The sequence below is a fragment of the Bartonella fuyuanensis genome (genome assembly GCF_014197255.1).
Taxonomy (GTDB): domain Bacteria; phylum Pseudomonadota; class Alphaproteobacteria; order Rhizobiales; family Rhizobiaceae; genus Bartonella; species Bartonella fuyuanensis.
On sequence record NZ_JACIFE010000068.1, the window covers coordinates 1 to 1,349 of the forward strand.

Consider the following 1,349-nt stretch of genomic DNA (forward strand, 5'->3'; position numbering starts at 1 on the left):
TCAAACAGGGGTTTCTTCCCTTGGCGATCTGACCATTGAAACCAATCAAATCACCGCTTTAAACAACCATATTGGTGCCAAGGAGAATATTGTACTGAAATCCGATGATGGGCTCATTGTAGGCGCTGGACATTATAGCGCCGGCGGCTCTCTTTTGGTGGAAGCAGCAGATTTTACATCACGTGCGCGCTTAGTGGCAGAGCAAAAAATTGACCTTTACGCGCATCACGGTGCCCTGATCCAAGAAGGCACTGTCTGGTCTAATGGAAAGATAACGCTGGATGCCTATGGTGCTCTCACTCACACGGGTGATCTTGTCAGTATGCAGCAGGTTTCCTTGACAGCGGGGGGCATGCTTACAACTGGTCAAGCAAGCACGATTTTAAGTTATGATGTGGTTTTAAGTGCAGATGCTTTCACCCAAGCAGGGACTGTGGAAGCCCAAGAGGGAGCATTAACCCTTCAAGTGCGTGATGGGGTTATCAATTTTGGTACAATGCGCGGTGAGAGTGTCGATGCTCATATTGGTGCTTTGAAAAATCAAGGGATGTTGATTGCCAGCAATGATTTACACATGGCGATTAGCACACAAGGGAGCACGGGTAGCCAACAAGCTTTACTTGAAAATGTCTCTGGTTCGGTCATTCAAAGTGGTGGCAGTTTTGTTTTGTCTGCAGGGCGATTGCGCAACGGCGGCAGGATTGGTTCAAGTGGTGAGAGTATTACCCTCAATGTGGCAGGAGATGTCAGCAATGGTGGGCTGATTTATGCCAAAAAATCTATGGACCTATTCAGTGATGGTAATTTGACCAACACACAAGGGAGAATGATTGCAGAAGAAGCTCTCAGCATTGGTGGGCTGAAAGAGACGCGTGCGGGTCAGATAAACAATGAGGCTGGTCTTCTCAGTGCTTTAGCCGGTGAGATGAAGATTGTTGCAACGTCTTTTGTCAATAAAAGCGCTGAAACGACAAATTCAGACCAACGAAACGCTACACATGATGAAGGTGCGCATGTTTTAGCGCGGGATGGTTTGCGCATTAATGTGGGCAGTTTTGAGAATATTGATGGTCTCATTTCTACGCAAGGGGCAGTCAATATTGTTGCTGATAGTGTGATCCAAGCAGGGTCCATAGAGATTGAGCGTGGTGATCTTCAACTAACGAGTTATGGTGATTTAAGCAATAGTGGCACGATAGAAAGCAATGATACCATTGCTTTACATACGCAAAAAAGTCTCAGCCAAACGGGGCGCATTGTTTCTAAAAAGCGGGTTGAGCTTTTCAGTGATGGCCTATTGATGATGGGCGAGACAAGTGAGGTTGGTGCTTATGATGTAACGCTGAAGG

1 pseudogene is annotated in these 1,349 nt (G+C 46.6%); it reads left to right on the forward strand.

The features are described 5' to 3' along the window. Positions 1 to 1,349: pseudogene (locus GGR08_RS07945) on the forward strand (DUF637 domain-containing protein); the annotation flags it as partial.